Genomic DNA, 17,407 nt, shown 5'->3' on the forward strand with positions numbered 1-17,407 from the left:
TGTAACCCCGCAGTCAGGGGGTCAGTCGATCGGCCGCTTGAGCCGCGCGACGAACTTGTACCGGTCCCCCCGGTAGACAGACCGCACCCACTCCACCGGCTGGCCGTCCTTGTCCAGCGAGTGCCGGGACAGCATCAGCATCGGCAGGCCCACGTCGGTGCCGAGCAGACCGGCCTCGCGCGGGGTGGCCAGCGAGGTCTCGATGGTCTCCTCGGCCTCCGCGAGGTGGACGTCGTACACCTCGGCGAGGGCCGTGTAGAGGGACGTGTACTTCGCGAGTGACCTGCGCAGGGCGGGGAAACGCTTCGCGGAGAGGTGGGTGGTCTCTATCGCCATCGGCTCGCCGTTCGCCATCCGCAGCCGCTCGATGCGCAGGACGCGCCCGCCCGCCGTGATGTCGAGCAGCTCGGCGAGGGCGTCGTCGGCGGTGATGTAGCCGATGTCGAGGAGCTGCGAGGTGGGTTCGAGGCCCTGGGCGCGCATGTCCTCGGTGTACGAGGTGAGTTGCAGCGCCTGGGAGACCTTCGGCTTGGCGACGAAGGTGCCCTTGCCCTGGATGCGTTCGAGCCGGCCCTCGACGACCAGTTCCTGGAGGGCCTGGCGGACGGTGGTGCGGGAGGTGTCGAACTCCGCCGCCAGCGTGCGCTCCGGTGGGACCGGGGTGCCGGGCGCCTGGGTCTCCGTCATGTCGAGCAGATGCTTCTTCAGACGGTAGTACTTGGGCACGCGCGCGGTACGGACGGTAGCCCCACCCTCGTTCTCCGCACTGCTCACGTCGGTGCTCATGCTCCGCCTTCCCGGCTCCTGGTACCGCTACGGCCGGCATCCCGCCGGTCCAAGTGCACATCGTGGCACGGTCGGCGCCGCGATTGACCTGTGAATGGTCTCTACGGACCCCACCGACCCTCGCGCGCTCCGTGATCCCCTCTGTATACCTTCACGCCCCCTGCTGGTCTAGTCCACCGCACGAAAAGCCCTTCCCAAGCCCGCATCCGCACCCTCCCCCGAAGTGGTCTACCCGGTGGCGGATGGATGTGCAGGGTATTTCCGCCACTTTCTTACTTAAAGGTTCCTGCATATGTAGGTCGCATAACGGCTGGTCAAAGGCGTTCCCGCACCCTTGACACGTTGTTTGGTCTGAGCCAAGCTCCGCCTACTGGTCTACACCATTGGTCCAGCTCCCAGAGGAGGTTGGCGTGAAGCGCAAGCTGATAGCCGCGATCGGTATCGCGGGCATGATGGTCTCCATCGCGGCATGCGGGGACAGTGACAGCGGAAGCTCGGACAACTCCGGCGCCGACGCCAAGGAGCTGACCGTCTGGCTGACCGTGGACGCGCAGAACAACTGGCCCGGGCTGGTGAAGGCCGCCGACGCCACGCTGACCAAGAAGCACCCCGGCATCAAGATCAACCACGAGTACTACGGCTGGCCCGACAAGAACGCCAAGCTCGACGCCGTCCTCGCCACCGACAAGGCCCCCGACGTTGTCGAGATGGGCAACACCGAGATGCTCGGTTACATGGTCAAGGGCGCCTTCGCACCCCTCGACCCGGCGAAGTTCGACAACTCCACCGCCTGGCTGGACGGCCTCAAGGCCTCCGTCACCTACGACGGCAAGACGTACGGCGTCCCCTACTACGCCGGTGGCCGCGTCGCCAACTGGCGTAAGGACGTGGCGGCTTCGGTCGGCGTCAAGTCCGTGCCGAAGACGTACGCCGAGCTGACCTCCGACCTGGACAAGATCCAGAAGAAGGAGGGCGGCAAGTACAACGCCTGGTACCAGCCCACCCGCGACTGGTACGCCGCCATGTCCTTCGTGTACGACGCCGGCGGCTCGATCGCCGAGGAGTCGGGCGGCCAGTGGAAGGCGAGCCTGTCTTCCCCGGAGTCCGTCAAGGGCCTCACCGAGTTCAAGAACGTCATCGACAAGTACATGCACGGCGACAAGACCAAGGACGAGTCCGACCGCTACATCGTCTACGGTCAGGGCAAGACGAGCATGATCTTCGCCGCCGCCTGGGAGGGCGGGTCCGCGGAGGCGCCGGAGAACGACAAGACCGGCAAGCTCAAGGGCAACCTGGAGAACTTCGTGATGCCCGGCCCGTCCGGCAAGAACATGCCGGTCTTCCTTGGCGGTTCGGACCTCGCCGTCCCGGTGAAGTCGAAGGCGCAGACGGTCGCCGCCGAGTGGATCAACGCCTACACCGGAGCGAGCGGCCAGAAGGGCCTGATCGCCAAGGGCAACCTGCCCAACAACAAGACCGACCTCGCCACCCTCAAGAGCGACCCGGCGACGGCGGTCCCGGCCACGGCGGCCGAGTCCAACTGGTTCGTGCCGATGGCACCGGGCTGGGGCCAGGTCGAGAAGGCCCAGATCCTGCAGACGATGCTGCAGAGCATCGGCACCGGCAAGAAGTCGGTCGAGGACGCCGCGAAGGAAGCGGACACGGCGATCGACAAGGTCATCAACGTCAAGTAGCGAGCCGAGGCGGGGCCCTGTCACGGGGCGGGCCCCGCTCGCCCGCACCCGAAGGACTTGCAGGTCCTGCAGGTCCTTCAGGACCTACGAGACCCGGACGACCGCAACGACCGTACGACCTGAGGGACCGCTGAGGAGCGCGCGGATGAGTGCCGCCGATACGACCGCCGATACGACCACACCTGCCAAGCTGCCGCCGTCGACGCGGCACGCGCAGCCGTCACCGCCGACCGGCAAGGACGCACCGCCACCCGCGAGGCGGACCCCGAAGGCCACCGCCGCAATTCCGTGGGCCCTGCTCGCGCCCTGTCTGCTGATCCTCGCGCTGGTCCTCGGCTATCCCCTCGTACGTCTGGTCACCCTGTCCTTCCAGAAGTTCGGGCAGTCCCAGCTGTGGGGTTTCCAGCCGGCCGAGTCGGTGGGCTTCGACAACTTCGGCAAGGTGCTCGGCGACAGCGAGTTCTGGGACGTCGTCGTACGCACCATCGTCTTCGCCGTCGGCTGCGTGGTCCTCACCATGGTCGGCGGCATGCTGATCGCGCTGCTGCTCCAGCGGGTGAGCGGCTGGATGAAGACGCTCATCAACATCGTCCTGGTGGCCAGCTGGGGCATGCCGATCATCGTGGCGACCACCGTCTTCAAGTGGCTGTTCGACTCCGACTACGGGATCGTCAACGCGCTGCTGAGCAGGCTGCCGGGCGTCGAACTGATCGGCCACAACTGGTTCGCGAGCGGACCGCAGGGCCTGGCCGTCATCATGCTGCTCGTCGTCTGGGGCGCGGTGCCGTTCGTGGTCATCACGCTCGGCGCGGGGCTGACCCAGGTCCCGAAGGAGCTGGAGGAGGCGGCCCGGCTGGACGGCGCGGGCGCCTGGGGCGTCTTCCGTTACGTCACCCTCCCCATCCTCAAGCCGATCATCGTGATGCTCACGACCCTGTCGGTCATCTGGGACATGGGTGTGTTCCCCCAGGTGTTCGTCATGCGGAACGGCCACCCGGAGGCCGAGTTCCAGCTCCTGACCACCTACTCCTACGACCGGGCCTTCGCCGTCAACGACTATGCCCAGGGCTCGGCGATAGCCCTGCTCACCGTGGTGCTGCTGCTCGGTGTCGTCGCCGTCTACATGCGCCAGATGCTGAAGATCGGAGACGTCGAATGAGCAGCGTGACCAGCACGACCAGCGTGACCGGTATGAGCGCGGCAGCCCCGGTGCTGCCCGGGAAGCCCCGGAAGTCGAAGGCCGGCTGGAACCTGCTGGGCCTGTTCGTCTTCCTGACGGCCGGCTTCCCCGTCTACTGGATGCTGAACACGGCGTTCAAACCGGCGAAGGACGCGATCGACCCCGACCCGAGCCTGCTGCCGACGGGCTTCACCCTCGCCAACTTCCGCCGCGCGCTGAACATCGCCGACTTCTGGGGCCCGGTCGGCCGCAGCCTCATCGTGTCCCTGACGGTGGTGGTGATCGGCATCATCGTGGGCATGCTGGCCGCCCTCGCCATCTCACGCTTCGCCTTCCGCGGCCGAAAGGTCGTCATCGTCGGCATTTTGGCCGTGCAGATGGTCCCCCTGGTCGCGATGATCATCCCCGTGTTCCTGCTTCTCAACGACCTCGACCAGTACGACCGGCTGTCCGGCCTGATCATCACCTACCTCACCTTCATCCTTCCGTTCACGGTGTGGACCCTGCGCGGCTTCATCGTCAACATCCCCAAGGAACTGGAGGAGGCCGCGATGGTCGACGGCTGCTCCCGCACCACCGCCTTCCTCCGCGTGGTCTTCCCGCTCCTGGCCCCCGGCCTGGTCGCCACCTCGGTCTACGGCTTCATCCAGGCCTGGAACGAGTACCTCTACGCCCTGATGCTGATGAGCCAGAAGAACCAGACCGCCACCGTCTGGCTCGGCAACTTCACCACCAAGCACGGCACCGAGTACGCCCCGATGATGGCCGGCTCCACGATGATGGCCGTGCCGATCGTCGTCCTCTTCCTCCTCGTCCAGCGCAAGATGGCCGCGGGCCTGACCGCGGGCGCCGTGAAGGGATAACCCCACCCGATGACGACACTCGCCCGCCGCCCCGCTGCGTTTGATCCGGAAAAAGACGGCCTCACCCGCAACGCGCTCACGGTTCTCCAGCCCGGCTTCATCGGCACCAGGGCCCCCGACTGGCTGCTGCGCCGCCTCGCCGAGGGCCTGGCCTCCGTGGGCCTGTTCGGCCGCAACATCACGTCCCCCGCCCAGCTGGCCGCCCTCACCGCCCAGTTGCGTGCCGAACGCGACGACGTCCTGGTCGCGATCGACGAGGAGGGCGGCGATGTCACCCGCCTGGAGGTCCACACCGGCTCCTCCTTCCCCGGCAACCACGCCCTGGGCGCGGTCGACGACAGCCGGCTGACCGAACAGGTGGCGTACGAGCTCGGCCACCGCCTCCGTGCCTGCGGGGTCAATCTCAACTGGGCCCCGTCGGCGGACGTCAACTCCAACCCCGCCAACCCCGTCATCGGCGTCCGCTCCTTCGGGGCCGACCCGGAGCTGGTCGCCCGCCACACCGCGGCCTACGTCACCGGTCTCCAGACGGCGGGCGTCGCCGCCTGCACGAAGCACTTCCCGGGTCACGGCGACACGTCGGTCGACTCCCACCACGCCCTCCCGCGCATCGACGCGAGCCGCTCGGTCGTCCTCGACCGCGAGCTGTCCCCGTTCCGTGCCGCGATCGCCGCCGGCACCAGGGCGGTGATGAGCGCCCACATCCTGATCCCGTCCCTGGACGCCGACCGCCCGGCCACCCTCTCCCACCCGGTCCTCACGGACCTCCTGCGCGGCGAACTCGGCTACACCGGCCTGATCGTCACCGACGGCATGGAGATGCAGGCCATCGCGGGCACCTACGGCATCGAACACGGCAGCGTCCTCGCCATCGCCGCCGGTGCCGACGCCATCTGCGTGGGCGGCGGCCTCGCAGACGACGAGACGGTACGCCGCCTGCGTGACGCCCTGGTCAAGGCCGTCCGAACCGGCGAACTCCCGGAAGAACGCCTCGCGGACGCGGCGGAACGAGTCCGGACCCTGTCCCGCTGGACGGCGGCACCACCGCAGGAGCCCTCCGCCCCGAGGCTCACGGACGTCGGCCTTCTCGCCGCCCGACGCGCCGTGGAGACGACGTACCCGGCGGACTCGGCCCCGTTCGAACCCCTCCGCGAGCCCCCGTACGTGGCCGCCTTCACCCCCGTGGCGAACTTCGCCGTCGGCAACGAGACCCCGTGGGGTGTGGCGGCCGAGCTGGTACGCCTGCTGCCCGGCACCCGCACCGGCACCTTCACCGGCGAGGCCGCGGCCCGGGCGGCCCTGACCGAGGCGGGCCCGAGCCGTATCGTCGCCGTGGTCCGGGACGAACACCGCCACCCGTGGATGTCGGCGGCCCTCGACACCCTCCTCACCGCCCGCCCCGACACGATCGTCGTCGAGATGGGCGTCCCCCAGTCCCCCCGCCGAGGCGCCGCCCACCTGGCAACCCACGGAGCAGCCAGAGTCTGCGGCCAGGCGGCAGCAGAGATCATCGCGGGGGAGTAACCAGACAACGACAAAAGCGCCGGTCCCCCTCCAAAAGAGGGAGGACCGGCGCGCCACTTTAGGGGCGCGGGGAACTGCGCGACAAGCCACAACGGACCCGCACCCAGCCGAGAACCGAACCCGGCAGACGCGCAGATCCCTTAAATCCCCTGCCAGTCAGGCTTATTGACAAAAGTGTGCCGAAAATAGTCCGCAAGCTTCAGCTTGGAAGCCGCCCCCTCGTCAACAACCACCGTCGCATGCGGATGCAACTGCAGCGCCGACGCGGGGCACACCGCAGCAACAGGCCCCTCCACAGTCGCCGCCACGGCATCTGCCTTACCCTCGCCAGTCGCAAGCAGCACCAGATGCCGCGCCTCAAGAATCGTGCCGATGCCCTGCGTGATGACGTGATGCGGCACCTGACCGATGTCGCCGTCGAAGAACCGCGCGTTGTCGATCCGCGTCTGCTCGGTCAACGTCTTGATCCGGGTCCGCGAGCGCAGCGACGAGCACGGTTCGTTGAACCCGATGTGTCCGTCGGTCCCGATCCCCAGCAACTGCAGGTCGACCCCGCCGGCCTCGGCCAGCGCCCTGTCGTACGCCTCGCACGCCCCCCGCACGTCCTCGGCGGTCCCGTCCGGCCCCATGAACGCGTCCATCCCGATCCCGAGCGGCTCCAGCACCTCGCGCCGCAGCACCGAACGGTACGACTCCGGATGCTCGGCCGGCAGCCCCACGTACTCGTCGAGCTGGGCTATCCGAGCCCGGGACACCTCCACGGCACCGGAACTCACCTGGGCCGCGAGCGCCTGGTAGATGGGCAGCGGGGTCGAGCCGGTGGCCACGCCGAGCAGGGCGGTCGGCTTGTGCCGGAGCAGCTGTGCCATGGCCCCGGCGATGAGCTCGCCACCCGCCTTGGCGTCCGGAACGATGACAACTTCCACGCTGGGCCTGCCGATCTGGAGAGAACCGTGTGGTTTAGACCAATCTAACAGACCGTGGTAACGGCGGAAATTGGCCTGGCGATCCACCCCCGCACAGGAACCAACAGAGCTAGGCTGCATGGAGGACGCTTGTGGCGTCCGACTAGTTCTTTCGGACAGCCTTCAGGTGCCCGGTCTGCTCGTGAAAGCACAGCAACAAACACTCTTCAACGCATGGACACAACCTGTGGTCTAGTCCACAATGCGTAGAGGGGCACGCGAAGAGACGTACGGCGAGATCTACGAAGAGACACAAGACCAGAGCCTCCGTCTTCCCCGCACAGGAAGACGGATCGAGGAACCGGGGCTCTCTGCCCTGACTGCGCCGGCTCCTCATCCATCGGCCGACCGGGACCGCACACCCCACGGCCGTTGCTGCTCCGGGCTGCGGTGCCGGGAGGGCTGAGGGTCCCTCTCAGGCGCCGCGGCCCGCGGGTGTTTCCGGGCCCGTTCGAGGCCCCCGCCCGCCACGGTTTCCGGCCATGTCCGAACCGGCGGGTACGCTCGCACCCGTGCCCTCCATGAACGAACTCGTACGCCAGCACACCGCCCTGAGCGACTCCGACCTGGAGTGGCTGCACCTGCTGGTGTCGGAGTGGCAGCTGCTCTCCGACCTCTCCTTCGCCGACCTCGTCCTGTGGGTCCCCACGAGCGACGGCACCCGCTATGTCTCGGTCGCCCAGATGCGGCCCAACACCGGCCCGACCTCGTACCAGGACGACATGGTCGGCCACCTCGTCCCCCGTGGTCGCCGTCCCATGCTGGACGCCGCCCTGGACGAGGGCCGGATCGTGCGCGAGGGCGACCCGGAATGGCGCGAGGAGGTCCCGGTCCGCGTCGAGTCGATCCCCGTGCGCCGGGAGGGTCGCGTCCTCGGGGTCATCGCGCGCAACACCAACCTCCTCACCGTCCGGACCCCGAGCCGCCTGGAGCTGACGTATCTCCAGAGCGCCTCCGATCTGGCCCAGATGATCGCCGCCGGATCGTTTCCCTTCTCGAACCAGGTGGTCGACATGGACGCCTCGCCGCGGGTCGGCGACGGACTGATCCGGCTCGACGCCGACGGCATCGTCCAGTACGCCTCGCCCAACGCGCTGTCCGCGTACCACCGTCTCGGCCTCGCCTCCGACCTCGTCGGCCACCACCTGGGCGTGACCACCTCCGAACTTGCGCCGTCCCGGGGCCCGGTGGACGAGGCGCTCTCCAAGGTCGCCAGCGGCTGGGCGCCGCGCGAGTTCGAGATCGAGTCCGTCGACGGGGTCATCCAGTTCCGCGCCATTCCCCTCAAACCCAAGGGGACGCGCATCGGTTCACTCGTCCTGCTCCGGGACGTCACCGAACTGCGCCGCCGCGAGCGCGAGTTGATCACCAAGGACGCGACCATCCGGGAGATCCACCACCGGGTCAAGAACAACCTCCAGACGGTGGCCGCCCTGTTGCGCCTCCAGGCCCGGCGCATCGACTCGGAACGCGGGCGCGAGGCCCTGGAGGAGGCCGTACGGCGGGTCGGGTCCATCGCGATCGTGCACGAGACGCTCTCCCAGAACCTGGACGAGCGTGTGGAGTTCGACGAGATCGCCGACCGTGTGCTCGCGATGGTCTCCGAGATCTCACCGGGCACGGTCACCGGCCGGCGCACCGGGCGCTTCGGCATTCTGGACGCGGAGGTCGCGACCCCGCTCTCCATGGTGCTGACCGAGATCCTGCAGAACGCTCTGGAGCACGGCTTCGGACCGGGCGACACCGGCTCGGTCGAGGTCTCGGCGGTCCGCGGCGGCACTACCAAGGAGTCCCGCCTCCTCGTCACCGTCCAGGACGACGGCGTCGGTCTCCCCGAGGGATTCGACCCGCACCGCTCCGGCAACCTGGGCCTGCAGATCGTACGGACGCTGGTGGAGGGGGAGTTGGGCGGCACGTTCGACATGGTGGCGGCACCCGAGCGCGGTACGCAGGTGATCCTCGACATCCCGGTGCGCGCCAACAAGTAGCGCGCGCACGGCGGATGAGCCCGAGTGCGGTAAGAGGCCCGAGCGCAGCGATGAGCCCCGGACCATGGGATGGTCCGGGGCTCAGATGCTTGTATGGTGATGCGCATCGGGGGCACTGCGCGCTGCGGCTCGGGGGCGGGAGATGCGTACTCGCTGTACGCGCCGCCAAGCTCAGGCTGTTACGGGGTGGGTTGTCAGGCGGTTGCCTGGCGGGCCCGGTTGCGGGCGGCGCGACGCTTCATGGCACGGCGCTCGTCCTCGCTGAGACCACCCCAGACGCCGGAGTCCTGGCCGGACTCAAGCGCCCACTGCAAGCACTGCTCCATTACGGGGCAGCGGCGGCAGACGGCCTTGGCTTCCTCGATCTGCAGCAGCGCAGGACCGGTGTTGCCGATGGGGAAGAAGAGTTCCGGGTCTTCCTCGCGGCAAACGGCGTTGTGACGCCAGTCCATGGCTGCTACCTCTCCTTGGTATTACATGCACGTTGCTTGTGAATGTGAACGCTTTCACGAATCCCTCAACAAGTGAAGGGTCCACCATCAGACGAACTGATGTGGGCCTTTGTAGTGAGGAGGGGTTCTGGCTCTCTGTGGTGGCCGGTGTTGCGGGCCGTCCCGAGCGCCACGTAGAGACTCGCAAACCTCAGCGACGGATACAACCCCTACCGGAAAGTTTTTTTTGATTCCTCGGTGTCGGCTCGGTCACAGCCGTACTTCCATGGGGTGGACCCTGGCCTAAACGTTCGAGTGGAAGGACTTTAGCCCGTTCCGCTCACACAATCACACGCAGTGCACGGCGTACGCCTGTGAACGCCACGCTCGTTCGCAGTCCCAGGTGGTCGCCGTCCATCTGGAGGGGTAGGGGGACCTTCGAATGCAAGGTGAAGTCCGTCAGGTCATGCAGGGAGGTGACATGCCTCCCATGGGGTCCCCGCTCGGGGGACGAAGTGAGCAACTGCGTGCCATACCGGGCGACCGAGCCCGTCGACATGCGACTGAGACCGAGTACGTCGAGCCCGGTATCGAACGAAGCCTTAGGTGACGCGTACACCGGACGATTACCCAGATACGTCCAGGGGGACGTGTTGCAGACTATGGACAGCACCAGATCTGTCACCGGGTCGACGCCCGGCTGTTCCAGGGTGATCGTGCCGTGCCGGCGGTTGGCCTCTCCCAGGAATTGACGCGCGACCTGCCGCAGGTAAAGGGAATGTGTGGATTTACGGCCGCGTTCCCGCTGCTGTTCCACTCGGCCGACCACACCGGCGTCGAACCCCAGTCCGGCACAGAAAGTGAACCAGCGCTCCGGCACCGACTCGTCCTCGGTGCCCGGTGTGCCTCTCGCGACACCGAGGCCCACCGTGCGCTCCCGGTCCTCGCGCAGGGCGTCCAGGAGGACGCCGGTGGCCTCCACGGCGTCGTTGGGCAGGCCGAGGGCGCGGGCGAAGACGTTGGTGGAGCCGCCGGGGACCACGGCGAGACGGGGCAGCCGGTCCGGGTCGGGCCCGTTGTGCAGCAGGCCGTTCACGACCTCGTTGACCGTTCCGTCGCCACCGAGGGCGACGACCAGCTCGATGTCCTTGCTCTCCGCCGCCTGCCGGGCGAGGTCACGCGCGTGGCCCCGGTACTCGGTGGTGACCGCCTCGAGCTTCATCTCGCTAGCGAGAGCATGGGTCAGCACATCGCGCGTACGTGCGCTTGTGGTGGTAGCCGCCGGATTGACCACGAGAAGTGCACGCATGCGAAGCAGGGTACCTACCCGGTGGTACTCGGCCCAGGGCAGGTATGGGATCAGTAAGAAGCAGGGGGCGTGAGCCGGGGCGCCGTATGAAGCTGCGGGTGCGTTGTGGCTGGTCGCGCCCCACGGCGGAGCCGCAATATGTCACAGCCCCGCGCCCCTGAAGGGCGCGGGCCGAGCACCCTGATGTCCAGGGCTACCCTTCTTCGGTGAGCGCTCAGCAGAACCCTGCCCCGGAAACCCCTGGATCCACGGAGCCGCGACCCCTGCGGCTGACCCTCGCGGCCGTGCTCGCCGCCCTGGAGGGGCTCGCCCTGATGGCCGGCGGGGCCTACATCCTCGTCCTGGGGCTGACCGGCGATCCGGACGACCGGCAGCAGGCCGTCACCGGCGGTGTCACGCTCATCGTGCTCGCACTGCTGCCGCTGCTCGCCGCTCGCGGGCTGCTGGGGCGGCGGAGCTGGAGCCGGGGGCCGGCCGTCATCACGCAGATCATGGCGCTGCCCGTCGCCTACAACCTGCTCCGGGCCGACAGCATGGCCGTTCCGGGCGGGATCGTGCTGGGTGTCGTGGCGGTCGCCGCGCTGGTGCTGCTGGTGAACCAGGAGACGACCCGGGCCCTCGGGATCCGGGGGCCCGGCAGCGAAACCGAATAACCCGAAGGGTTACTCGGTCACACGGTTACTCGTCGGGGGGTTCACTCCTCCACCAGCAGCTTCTCGCGCAGCTGGGCCAGGGTCCGGGCCAGCAGGCGGGAGACGTGCATCTGGGAGATGCCGACCTCCTGCGCGATCTGCGACTGCGTCATGTTGCCGAAGAAGCGCAGCAGCAGGATGCGCTTCTCGCGGGGCGGGAGATCCTCGAGGAGCGGCTTGAGCGACTCGCGGTACTCGACGCCCTCCAGGGCCTCGTCGTACGAGCCCAGTGTGTCCGCGACCGCCGGGGACTCGTCGTCCGTGTCGGGAACGTCCAGGGACAGCGTGGAGTAGGCGTTGGCCGACTCCAGGCCCTCCAGGACCTCCTCCTCCGAGATGCCCAGTTTCTCGGCGAGCTCGTGGACCGTGGGGGAACGGCCGTGCCGTTGCGAGAGCTCCGCCGTCGCCGTGGTGAGCGAGAGGCGCAGCTCCTGGAGCCTGCGCGGGACGCGGACCGCCCACCCCTTGTCACGGAAGTGCCGCTTGATCTCGCCGACGACCGTCGGGGTCGCGTACGTCGAGAACTCGACGCCACGGTCCGGGTCGAAACGGTCGACCGACTTGATCAGGCCGATCGTCGCGACCTGGGTCAGGTCGTCCAACGGCTCACCGCGGTTGCGGAAGCGGCGCGCGAGGTGCTCGACGAGCGGAAGATGCATACGGACCAGCCGGTTGCGCAGCTCCGCGTACTCGGCGCTGCCGTCCGGCAGCGCGCGCAGCTCGTAGAACAGGGCGCGCGCTCCGCTGCGGTCCGTCGCGGAGTGCTGTGTGGCCTGAGCCGGCGGCTGCGCCGTCTGTTGTGCCGTCTGTTGTGCCGTCTGCTGTGCGCCCTGCGCGTCGTCTCGTTCGTGCTCGCTCATCGTCCCGCCCGTCGACCCTCCCGGAGTCCGAGCGTCGGCTCGGACAGGGGAGAGCTCACTTGGCCCTTCCAGGGGCGCACTCTGCACGGCACCTTCCCGATCCAGCTGCCCGTCGTCCACGAAGCCGGCCTCCGGGGGGTTGTCCTCCGGATGCGGCCGGGCCTGCTCGGGGATGCCGGAGATACCGGCGATGCCAGAAATGGCGTCCGCCGTGCCTCGCTCTTCGTCACGCACCGGCCCGTCCCCGTTCCTCACGCCGGCCCGGGTCCCGCGCCGCGCTTCTTGTGGAGACTGATCGACACGGTCTTGTCCTCGGCGACGGTCGAGTCGACCTGGCCCGCGAGGGCGGACAGGACGGTCCAGGCGAAGGTGTCGCGCGCGGGGGCGTGACCGTCCGTGGTCGGGGCCGAGACCGTGACCTCCAGGGAGTCGTCGATCAGTCGGAACACACAGCTGAGTACGGAGCCGGGCACGGCCTGCTGAAGCAGGATCGCGCAGGCCTCGTCCACTGCGATGCGCAGGTCCTCGATCTCGTCGAGGGTGAAGTCCAAACGGGCCGCGAGACCGGCCGTGGCCGTACGCAGCACCGACAGGTAGGCACCCGCGGCCGGCAGCCGGACTTCCACGAAGTCCTGGGTCGCGGGCTCGCCTGCGAACTGGGACACCCTCACCTCCAAGGTGGTACAAGCTCTTTCGGGGGCCGAGGGTCGCCCCCCGGGTAACGCGATGGGTGTTCTGCGGTGACGCTACCGCGCTCTCGACTTTCCTGTCCCCAGGACCCCAGCCCCTTGCCGTCACTCATAGTAAACCTGTGTATACGCACAGTGGCTAGGGGTCTGCGGGCCCAATTGGGAAGAGCGCGCGCCGGGTTGACGTACCCAGACGTCAGACGGTCGAACCGTCCGGATCCAGAGTCACACGAGTACGCCCTCGGTCACCAATGCCCCTGCTCACACGGGCGTGCGGTCATACGAGAACATGGTCGACGAAGCACCAGCGCCAGCTCTCGCCGGGTTCGAAGGTCCTCATCACCGGGTGACCGGTCTCCTTGTGGTGTTCCGTCGCGTGGCGCATGGGCGAGGAGTCGCAGCAGCCGACGTGGCCGCATTCCAGGCACAGGCGCAACTGCACCGGGTGGGTTCCGGCCGCCAGGCACTCCGGACAGGTCTCGTTCTTCGGCTGGGGTTCCGGGAGCGGCAGCGCGTCGGCATGCGTGCACTGTTTCATGATTGCCAGGTTACGACGGCTGTGCGGTGGGCCGCGCGGAAAGCCGGAGTGCGCGGATGCCAGGGTGGGTGGAAACGAGAGTGGGCCGAAACCGATGCATGTGATGCCACTGCTCCTGCTGGTCGCGGGCAGCGCCGCCATTGCCGCCGCGGGCCGCCGCACCCCTGTCCCGCCCCCGTTGCTGCTGGTCGCCGCCGGCCTGGTGTTCGCGTACGTCCCCGGGGTGCCCGACTACGCGCTCGACCCGCATGTCGTCCTGCCGCTGATGCTGCCACCGCTGCTGTACACGGCGGCCGTCGACAGTTCGTACCTCGATCTGCGTGCGCAACTGCGGCCCGTGGCACTGCTGTCGGTGGGGTACGTGCTCTTCGCGACCCTCGTCGTCGGCTGGGCGGCCTATCTGATCGTGCCCGGGCTGCCGCTGACCGCCGCGCTGGTGCTCGGCGCGGTCGTGGCGCCGCCGGATGCCGTCGCGGCCACGGCCATCGCGCGCCGGGTCGGGCTGCCGTCGCGGGTCACCACCATCCTCCAGGGCGAGTCCCTGGTGAACGACGCCACCGCGATCACCGCGTACCGCGTCGCTCTCGCGGCGGCCGTCGGGGAGGGCGCGACCTGGGCGGGCGGGATCGGCGAGTTCCTGCTCGCGGCGGTCGGCGGCATCGGGATCGGGATGATCCTGATGATGCCGATCCACTGGCTGCGCACGCACCTGAGGGAAGCGCTGCTCCAGAACACGCTGTCCCTGTTGATCCCGTTCGCGGCCTACGCGGTCGCCGAAGCCGTGCACGCCTCCGGGGTCCTCGCGGTGGTGGTCGTGGCGCTCTATCTGGGACACCGCGCGTGGGAGGTCGATTTCGCGACCCGTCTCCAGGAGGAGGCGGTCTGGAAAATGGTCGCCTTCGTTCTCGAATCGGCGGTCTTCGCCCTGATCGGACTGCAACTGCCGGTCGTCCTGGAGGGCCTTGGGGAGTACGAGGGTGTCGACGCCGCCTGGTACGCGATCGCCCTCTTCCTCGTGGTCGTCGTCACCCGGTTCGCCTGGGTGTATCCCGGGACGTTCGTGCCCCGGCTGCTGTCGGCGCGGATCCGGGAACGGGAGCCGAACCCGACCTGGAAGGGCGCGTTCGTCATCTCCTGGGCCGGGATGCGGGGGGTCGTCTCGCTGGCCATCGCCTTCTCGATCCCGCTCACGATGGAGGGCGGCGAGGCGTTCCCGGAACGGAACCTGGTCCTCTTCCTGACCTTCACGACGGTCATCGGCACGCTGGTCGTCCAGGGTCTGACACTCCCGCCCCTGATCCGGCTGCTGAAGCTCCCTGGGCGCGACACGCAGGCCGAGACGCTCGCTGAGGCGAACGCCCAGGCGCAGGCGTCCAGGGCGGCACAGCGGCGCCTGGAGGGCCTGCTGGAGGACGAGAGCAACGCCCTGCCGCCTCCACTGGCCGACCGGCTGCGCATGGTGCTGGAGCGCCGGCAGAACGCCGTCTGGGAGCGGCTGGGCTCGGTCAACCCCGTGACCGGCGAGACGGTGGACGACACCTACCGGCGGCTGTCCCGCGAGATGATCAGCGCGGAACGGGAGATGTTCGTACGCCTGCGGGACGGGCGCCACATCGACGACGAGATGCTGCGGACCCTGCTGCGCCGGCTGGACCTGGAGGAGGCGGCGGCGTTCAGGGAAGCGGAGTAGCGGAGGCGCGTTCCGGTCGTGTCTACGGGAACGGGCGGCCGGTGATCACCGCCGCGATGGTGGTTCCGTTCGCGAACGCGCCTTCCTCGGCGAGGGCGACAAGTCCGTAGAGCATCTTGGCGACATAGAGACGTTCCACGGGTACGTCGTGACGGGCCTCGAAGTCGTCGGCGAAGGCGTGCAGTTCGGGGGTGGTACGGCCGTAGCCACCGAAGTGGAAACGGTGGTCGAGGGTCCATGAGCCGCGGGGCCCGCCGAAGGTGAGGTCCTGGAGGGCCCGTATCTCCGCGTCCAGGAAGCCTCCCTTTAGGACCGGGATGCCCAGGGCGCGCTGCTCGGGGGCGAGGCCCGCGGCGAGGCCGGCGAGGGTGCCGCCGGTGCCGCAGGCGACCGCGACGACGTCGGCGTGGCCGCGCAGCTCCTCACCGAGGGCACGGCAGCCGCGTACGGCGAGGGGGTTGCTGCCGCCCTCGGGCACGACGTACGCGTCCTCGGCGCCGGCAGCCCGGAGGACGGCGGTGAGGGTGTCGGGGTCGGCCTTGTGCCGGTACGTCGATCTGTCGACGAAGTGCAGGCGCATGCCGTTCGCCGTGCAGTGGGCGAGGGAGGTGTTGAGGGGGCGGTCCGCCAGTTCCTGACCGCGGACCACGCCGACCGTGGGCAGGCCCAGAAGACGGCCGGCGGTGGCTGTGGCCCGCAGGTGGTTGGAGTAGGCACCGCCGAAGGTGAGGATCGGCCGGTCGGCGGCGGCTTCCAGATTGGGCACCAGCTTGCGCCACTTGTTGCCGATCAGATCCGGGTGGACGAGGTCGTCGCGCTTGAGGACCAGCCGGAGGGAGCGGCGAGCGAAGCGGGGGTCGACGAGTTCCTGGAGGGGGCTGGGGAGAGGCACGGGGCCATTGTCAGCTGGTCCGGCGTCCGAGATGAGAGGCGGGTCCAGCCCAGGCCTTGTTTCCCACCGGCCCACCCGTTCACCGCATCTGGCCAGCGCGGGCCGGGTTGTTTCAGCCCGTCCGGCGTTTGAGGACGAGGCCCGTTCAGGGCCGAAAGCGGGGGTCTGGGGGCGCAGCCCCCAGGGACAGGATGGGACGGGTAGGGGCGGCGGGGGCGAGGAACCCCTACTTCAGACGGTCCCGTACCCGTTCCCTCAGCCACTGCATGGTGAAGCCCCGGGGATCGATCTTGCCGGGCTGCCATTCGAGGTGGCCGATCACCGACCGTTCCGTCCACCCGTGATGGCGGCACACCGCCGCGGCGACCTTCTCGATGGCGTCGAGCTGGACCTGTGGCCAGGGATCCTCCCCGTCGCCGAGGTTCTCGCACTCGAAGCCGTAGAAATGCCGGTTGCCGTCGGTGTTGGCCTCGTTGTCCAGCGGCAGCGCCTTCTCCGCGATCACCGCACGCAGGACGTCGTCGTCGCCCAGGCCAGCGTGGTTGGCCCTGCCGTAGCCGACCAGATGGACACGGCCGTCCTTGGTGATGACTCCGTGGCACAGGGGGCCGGGCAGCTCGGCGTAGCCCCCACGGCAGAGCTCCACCGTGTACTCGCTGCCCTCGGTCACCGTGTGATGGATCATCACGCCGTGGACCGGGCCCCAGGGACCCTTGTGATTGCGGTTGTGGTGGACCCAGTCGCCCACCTCGACGACGATGACGCCTTCTTCCCTGAGCCGGTCCAGGAAGTCGGCAGCGGACATGGGTGGGGCCATGACCGTCTCCTCCGCGCTGCGCGACGGCCACCGTTCGTGACCGCCTGTTACGCAGCTTGTACCGGAATCGGACGGTCGGGGCCAATCGTTCGCACGATGTGCGAGCCGATCTGGTCAATGACGACTATCTGACGTCACTGACCGTCACTGGTGCAGGAACGAGTCCCCGTTCACCGCGATGTGGCTCTCCAGAGCCTGCAGGGCCCGCTGTGTCGCGTCGGGGGAACCGCTGCCGCGCCGCTCCGCGTAGTACGCGGCGCCCAGCTTCTTGAGCAGATCGCCGCCGGCCCGCTGGGCCTGTACCTCGTCGAGCTTCTGCTTGCCCTGCGTCAGGCCGCGCTGTGCCTGTTCCTTGGCGCGGTCCAGGAAGCCTGCCATCGATGTCTCCTTGTTCGCTTTGTTCGTTGTCCGGTAATTGCTCAAACGGCCGACCCGATCTTGAAGTTCCCCGGAAGAGGCATTTCCCGTTCGCCAGGTCGAACGAGCTGG

General features: G+C 68.5%; 17 protein-coding genes. 7 read left to right on the top strand and 10 right to left on the bottom strand.

The features are described 5' to 3' along the window. Positions 1-21: 21 nt before the first annotated feature. Entirely contained in the window at positions 22-786 is a 765-nt protein-coding gene (locus tag G3I56_RS13835) for a GntR family transcriptional regulator (protein ID WP_164409253.1), read from the bottom strand. 410 nt (positions 787-1,196) lie between these two features. Here G3I56_RS13835 and G3I56_RS13840 point away from each other — a divergent pair, with 410 nt between their 5' ends. The 4 genes from G3I56_RS13840 to G3I56_RS13855 all read left to right on the top strand — a co-directional run bounded on the left by G3I56_RS13840 (position 1,197) and on the right by G3I56_RS13855 (position 6,047). Then, positions 1,197-2,480 carry an extracellular solute-binding protein gene (locus G3I56_RS13840; protein ID WP_164409254.1) on the top strand — a complete coding sequence of 428 codons (1,284 nt, stop codon included), beginning with the start codon at positions 1,197-1,199 and terminating at the stop codon, positions 2,478-2,480. A 145-nt stretch (positions 2,481-2,625) separates the two neighbouring features. Then, a complete protein-coding gene (locus tag G3I56_RS13845; protein WP_164409255.1) occupies positions 2,626-3,639 on the top strand; it encodes a sugar ABC transporter permease in 1,014 nt (337 codons plus the stop codon). 32 nt (positions 3,640-3,671) lie between these two features. Next, positions 3,672-4,523, top strand: coding sequence for a carbohydrate ABC transporter permease (locus tag G3I56_RS13850; protein WP_164409442.1), 852 nt, complete (start codon positions 3,672-3,674; stop codon positions 4,521-4,523). A 9-nt stretch (positions 4,524-4,532) separates the two neighbouring features. After that, positions 4,533-6,047, top strand: coding sequence for a glycoside hydrolase family 3 protein (locus tag G3I56_RS13855; RefSeq protein ID WP_164409256.1), 1,515 nt, complete (start codon positions 4,533-4,535; stop codon positions 6,045-6,047). 140 nt (positions 6,048-6,187) lie between these two features. On the opposite strand, the gene nagB is transcribed toward G3I56_RS13855, so the two are convergent. Beyond that, positions 6,188-6,973: a glucosamine-6-phosphate deaminase gene (gene nagB, locus G3I56_RS13860; protein WP_164409257.1), complete on the bottom strand. Its 786-nt coding sequence runs from the start codon at positions 6,971-6,973 to the stop codon at positions 6,188-6,190. A gap of 560 nt (positions 6,974-7,533) precedes the next feature. Here nagB and G3I56_RS13865 point away from each other — a divergent pair. Further along, positions 7,534-9,000, top strand: a complete 1,467-nt coding sequence (locus G3I56_RS13865) for a PAS domain-containing sensor histidine kinase (RefSeq protein WP_164322578.1) — start codon at positions 7,534-7,536, stop codon at positions 8,998-9,000. 194 nt (positions 9,001-9,194) lie between these two features. On the opposite strand, the gene G3I56_RS13870 is transcribed toward G3I56_RS13865, so the two are convergent. Both G3I56_RS13870 and G3I56_RS13875 read right to left on the bottom strand, forming a co-directional pair. After that, a complete protein-coding gene (locus G3I56_RS13870; protein WP_006380970.1) occupies positions 9,195-9,452 on the bottom strand; it encodes a WhiB family transcriptional regulator in 258 nt (85 codons plus the stop codon). Positions 9,453-9,771: 319 nt separating this feature from the next. Further along, the gene (locus G3I56_RS13875; RefSeq protein WP_164409258.1) at positions 9,772-10,740 is read right to left on the bottom strand and encodes a diacylglycerol kinase family protein; all 969 of its coding nucleotides are present in this window, start codon (positions 10,738-10,740) and stop codon (positions 9,772-9,774) included. A gap of 206 nt (positions 10,741-10,946) precedes the next feature. Between G3I56_RS13875 and G3I56_RS13880 the strand changes: the two genes are divergently transcribed. Further along, the gene (locus tag G3I56_RS13880; RefSeq protein ID WP_164409259.1) at positions 10,947-11,393 is read left to right on the top strand and encodes a hypothetical protein; all 447 of its coding nucleotides are present in this window, start codon (positions 10,947-10,949) and stop codon (positions 11,391-11,393) included. Positions 11,394-11,434: 41 nt separating this feature from the next. Here G3I56_RS13880 and G3I56_RS13885 read toward each other — a convergent pair whose 3' ends face one another. The 3 genes from G3I56_RS13885 to G3I56_RS13895 all read right to left on the bottom strand — a co-directional run bounded on the left by G3I56_RS13885 (position 11,435) and on the right by G3I56_RS13895 (position 13,519). Continuing rightward, positions 11,435-12,526 carry an RNA polymerase sigma factor SigF gene (locus tag G3I56_RS13885; protein ID WP_343239941.1) on the bottom strand — a complete coding sequence of 364 codons (1,092 nt, stop codon included), beginning with the start codon at positions 12,524-12,526 and terminating at the stop codon, positions 11,435-11,437. A gap of 17 nt (positions 12,527-12,543) precedes the next feature. Continuing rightward, positions 12,544-12,957, bottom strand: a complete 414-nt coding sequence (locus G3I56_RS13890) for a hypothetical protein (protein ID WP_006380964.1) — start codon at positions 12,955-12,957, stop codon at positions 12,544-12,546. A 301-nt stretch (positions 12,958-13,258) separates the two neighbouring features. Then, positions 13,259-13,519: a UBP-type zinc finger domain-containing protein gene (locus G3I56_RS13895; protein ID WP_164322494.1), complete on the bottom strand. Its 261-nt coding sequence runs from the start codon at positions 13,517-13,519 to the stop codon at positions 13,259-13,261. Between the two features lie 94 nt (positions 13,520-13,613). Between G3I56_RS13895 and G3I56_RS13900 the strand changes: the two genes are divergently transcribed. Beyond that, positions 13,614-15,209, top strand: a complete 1,596-nt coding sequence (locus tag G3I56_RS13900; RefSeq protein ID WP_164409261.1) for a Na+/H+ antiporter — start codon at positions 13,614-13,616, stop codon at positions 15,207-15,209. Between the two features lie 22 nt (positions 15,210-15,231). Here the strand turns inward: G3I56_RS13900 and G3I56_RS13905 are convergent, their stop codons facing one another. The 3 genes from G3I56_RS13905 to G3I56_RS13915 form a co-directional block, all read right to left on the bottom strand. Next, on the bottom strand, positions 15,232-16,101 hold the full coding sequence (locus G3I56_RS13905; RefSeq protein ID WP_164409262.1) for a pyridoxal-phosphate dependent enzyme: 870 nt from the start codon (positions 16,099-16,101) through the stop codon (positions 15,232-15,234). A 226-nt stretch (positions 16,102-16,327) separates the two neighbouring features. After that, positions 16,328-16,918 (bottom strand): N-acetylmuramoyl-L-alanine amidase, encoded by a 591-nt coding sequence (locus G3I56_RS13910; protein WP_164409263.1) that lies wholly within the window; start codon positions 16,916-16,918, stop codon positions 16,328-16,330. A gap of 144 nt (positions 16,919-17,062) precedes the next feature. Then, complete coding sequence (locus G3I56_RS13915; RefSeq protein ID WP_164322491.1) at positions 17,063-17,296, bottom strand: hypothetical protein; 234 nt, start codon at positions 17,294-17,296, stop codon at positions 17,063-17,065. Positions 17,297-17,407 lie beyond the last annotated feature (111 nt).

The organism is Streptomyces sp. SID12488, assembly GCF_010548275.1.
Taxonomy (GTDB): Bacteria; Actinomycetota; Actinomycetes; order Streptomycetales; family Streptomycetaceae; genus Streptomyces.

What these genes read in the sequence shown, in the direction of transcription:
- G3I56_RS13895 (WP_164322494.1), bottom strand. Translation starts at nt 13,519, where the DNA reads ATGAAACAGTGCACGCATGCCGACGCGCTGCCGCTCCCGGAACCCCAG.
- G3I56_RS13915 (WP_164322491.1), bottom strand. Translation starts at nt 17,296, where the DNA reads ATGGCAGGCTTCCTGGACCGCGCCAAGGAACAGGCACAGCGCGGCCTG.
- G3I56_RS13900 (WP_164409261.1), top strand. Translation starts at nt 13,614, where the DNA reads ATGCATGTGATGCCACTGCTCCTGCTGGTCGCGGGCAGCGCCGCCATT.
- G3I56_RS13870 (WP_006380970.1), bottom strand. Translation starts at nt 9,452, where the DNA reads ATGGACTGGCGTCACAACGCCGTTTGCCGCGAGGAAGACCCGGAACTC.
- G3I56_RS13875 (WP_164409258.1), bottom strand. Translation starts at nt 10,740, where the DNA reads ATGCGTGCACTTCTCGTGGTCAATCCGGCGGCTACCACCACAAGCGCA.
- G3I56_RS13855 (WP_164409256.1), top strand. Translation starts at nt 4,533, where the DNA reads ATGACGACACTCGCCCGCCGCCCCGCTGCGTTTGATCCGGAAAAAGAC.
- G3I56_RS13835 (WP_164409253.1), bottom strand. Translation starts at nt 786, where the DNA reads ATGAGCACCGACGTGAGCAGTGCGGAGAACGAGGGTGGGGCTACCGTC.
- G3I56_RS13850 (WP_164409442.1), top strand. Translation starts at nt 3,672, where the DNA reads ATGAGCGCGGCAGCCCCGGTGCTGCCCGGGAAGCCCCGGAAGTCGAAG.
- G3I56_RS13865 (WP_164322578.1), top strand. Translation starts at nt 7,534, where the DNA reads ATGAACGAACTCGTACGCCAGCACACCGCCCTGAGCGACTCCGACCTG.
- G3I56_RS13845 (WP_164409255.1), top strand. Translation starts at nt 2,626, where the DNA reads ATGAGTGCCGCCGATACGACCGCCGATACGACCACACCTGCCAAGCTG.
- G3I56_RS13910 (WP_164409263.1), bottom strand. Translation starts at nt 16,918, where the DNA reads ATGGCCCCACCCATGTCCGCTGCCGACTTCCTGGACCGGCTCAGGGAA.